The sequence below is a fragment of the Nocardioides sp. genome, assembly GCF_031422975.1.
Lineage (GTDB): Bacteria > Actinomycetota > Actinomycetes > Propionibacteriales > Nocardioidaceae > Nocardioides.
Genome location: NZ_JANPEO010000639.1, coordinates 1 through 3,023 on the forward strand (window position 1 = coordinate 1; position 3,023 = coordinate 3,023).

Genomic DNA, 3,023 nt, shown 5'->3' on the forward strand with positions numbered 1-3,023 from the left:
CACCGCGAACGTGCGCGCGGTCCACGACTCGCCGTCGCGGGTCACGCAGACGCGCGCGGCTTCGCGCGTCTCCACCCACACGGAGGCGGTTGACTCATCGACGTACCGCAGCAGCGGGCCGACCACCAGCGACGCCATCTCAGGGCTCGAGCAGGACCTTGATCGCGCGCCGCTCGTCCATCGCGGTGTAGCCCTCGGGCGACTGGTCGAGCGGCAGCGTGAGGTCGAAGACCAACCCGGGGTTGATCGCGCCGGACAGCGTCAGTGCAAGCAGCTCCGGGAGGTACTTGCGCACCGGGGCCATGCCGCCGGCCAGTCCGATGTTCTGCTGGAACATCTTGCGGACCGGGAGCTCCACGTCGTGGGGTACGCCGACGAACCCGACCGTGGCGCCGGGGCGGGCCACGGCGAAGGCCGTCTTGATCGCCTGGTCGGTGCCGACACACTCGAGGACGGCGTCGGCTCCCACACCCTGCGTGATCTCCGCGATCCGCTCGGCGCCCTCCTTGCCCCGCTCGGCCACGATGTGGGTCGCACCGAACTGCCGGGCGATGTCCTGGCGCGGCTCGTGGCGCGACATGGCGATCACGCGCTCGGCGCCCATCTGGGCCGCGGCGAGCACGCCGCAGAGCCCGACTGCTCCGTCGCCGACCACGACGGCCGTGCCGCCCCGCTTCACCCCGGCAGCGACCGCCGCGTGCCAGCCGGTCGCCATCACGTCGGAGAGCGTGAGCAGCGAGGGGATCAGCGCCTTGTCGGGCATGTCCTCGGTCTTGACCAGGGAGCCGTTGGCGTGGTTGACGAGGGCGTACTCGGCCTGACCGCTCACCGTGAACCCGAGGTTGACGCAGCCGGACTGCATGCCGTTCTGGCAGTGGGCACACGTGTTGTCGCAGTGGTCGAAGGGGACGATGACGAAGTCGCCGGGCTTGAAGTCGGTGACCTCGGAGCCGACCTCCTGCACGATGCCGACGCACTCGTGGCCGATCGTGTCGCCGGGCGTGATGTCGTTGAAGCCGCGGTAGGGCCACAGGTCCGAGCCGCAGATGCAGCCCGCTGTCACCTTGATGATGGCGTCGGTGGGCTTGGTGATCGTGGGGTCCGGGACGTCTTCGACACGGATGTCACCGGCAGCATGAATCGTCGTTGCGCGCATGGTCCCGATCCTTGCACGCGTCTGGGCAGCCCCGTTCGGTGCGACCGCGCTCGCCCGACGGCGGTACTTGTCGTATCTCATATCTGAGATACCGTGGCTGGCATGGAGACGGACTACAAGGGTCGCATCGGCAATCTCATCCGCGACGCACGCAAGCACCGGGGCCTCACCCAGCACCAGCTCGCTGAGCTGCTGGCCACCAGTCAGAGCGCGATCAACCGGATCGAGAAGGGCCACCAGAACCTCTCGCTCGAGATGCTGGCCCGCATCGGCGCCGCCCTCGACTCCGAGATCGTCGCCCTCGGCGCCGGCCCCACACACCTGCGCGTCAGCGGCCCGACGACGCTGTCGGGCTCGATCGAGGTCAAGACCTCGAAGAACGCCGGAGTGGCGCTTCTGTGCGCCTCGCTCCTCAACCGCGGTCGCACCACGCTCCGCAAGGTCGCCCGGATCGAGGAGGTCAACCGCCTGCTCGAGGTGCTCACCTCACTCGGGGTGCAGACGCGCTGGCTCAACGACCAGAACGACCTGGAGATCATCCCGCCGGCCGAGCTCAACCTCGCCCACATCGACCAGGACGCGGCACGACGCACCCGCTCGGTGATCATGTTCCTGGGCCCGCTGCTGCACCGCAGTGACAGCTTCGACCTGCCCTATGCCGGCGGCTGCAACCTCGGCACCCGCACCGTGGAGCCGCACATGTCGGCGCTGCGGCCCTTCGGCCTCGAGGTCAAGGCCACCGACGGGATGTACCACGCGGCCGTCAACCGGGCGGTGGAGCCCGAGCGTCCGATCGTGCTGACCGAACGCGGCGACACCGTCACCGAGAACGCACTGATGGCCGCAGCACTGCACCCCGGCACGACGGTCATCCGCAACGCGTCGTCCAACTACATGGTCCAGGACCTCTGCTTCTACCTCCAGAAGCTCGGCGTCGTGATCGCGGGCGTCGGCAGCACCACGTTGCGTGTCACCGGCTGCGAGACCATCGACGTCGACGTCGACTACTCCCCCTCCGAGGACCCGATCGAGGCCATGTCGCTGCTCGCTGCGGCGATCGTCACCAAGTCCTCGATCACCATCCAGCGGGTGCCGATCGAGTTCCTCGAGATCGAGCTCGCGACCCTGGAGGAGATGGGCTTCCGCTACTCGCGCACCGAGGAGTACGTCGCCGCGAACGGCGCCACCCGCCTGGTCGACCTCACCACCTTCGCCAGTGACCTGACCGCTCCCCTGGACAAGATCCACCCGATGCCCTTCCCGGGCCTCAACATCGACAACCTGCCGGTCTTCGCCGCCATCGCCGCGGTGGCGGAAGGGCAGACGCTCCTGCACGACTGGGTCTACGAGAACCGCGCGATCTACCTCACCGAGCTCAACAAGCTCGGCGCGCAGGTCAAGCTGCTCGACCCGCACCGCGTGCTCGTCGAGGGCCCCACGCACTGGTCCGGCGCGGAGATCGTCTGTCCGCCGGCCCTGCGCCCGGCCGTGGTGATCCTGCTGGCCATGCTCGCCTCCAAGGGGACCTCGGTGCTGCGCTCGACCTACGTCATCCACCGCGGCTACGAGGACCTCGCCGAACGGCTGAACCTCCTCGGCGCCAACATCGAAACGTTCCGTGACATCTGATCGTTGGGCGATCGCCGACCTGCTCGATGCCTACGACGCCCAGCTGCGTCGTGACGCCGAGGTGCTCACCGCCACGGACATCACGAACGACGGGCCGCTGGTCCGGGCGCGCTTCCACCGCAGTGGCTTCGTCAGCTACCGCGACCTCGGCGGGCTCGCCGGGGCGAGCCTCGACGCGCAGATCCAACGCACGATCACCCACTTACGCGTCGAGACCGACGTCGATGACTTCGAGTGG

2 protein-coding genes and 1 pseudogene are annotated in these 3,023 nt (G+C 68.6%); 2 read left to right on the top strand and 1 reads right to left on the bottom strand.

All coding sequences use genetic code 11. The features are described 5' to 3' along the window. Window positions 1-139: 139 nt before the first annotated feature. The gene (locus RMO85_RS18910; protein ID WP_310530265.1) at window positions 140-1,156 is read right to left on the bottom strand and encodes a zinc-dependent alcohol dehydrogenase family protein; all 1,017 of its coding nucleotides are present in this window, start codon (window positions 1,154-1,156) and stop codon (window positions 140-142) included. A gap of 102 nt (window positions 1,157-1,258) precedes the next feature. Here RMO85_RS18910 and RMO85_RS18915 point away from each other — a divergent pair, with 102 nt between their 5' ends. After that, on the top strand, window positions 1,259-2,785 hold the full coding sequence (locus RMO85_RS18915; protein ID WP_310530266.1) for a UDP-N-acetylglucosamine 1-carboxyvinyltransferase: 1,527 nt from the start codon (window positions 1,259-1,261) through the stop codon (window positions 2,783-2,785). Then, window positions 2,775-3,023 (top strand): annotated as a pseudogene (locus RMO85_RS18920) (hypothetical protein); the annotation flags it as partial. The gene RMO85_RS18915 and the pseudogene RMO85_RS18920, both read left to right, overlap by 11 nt.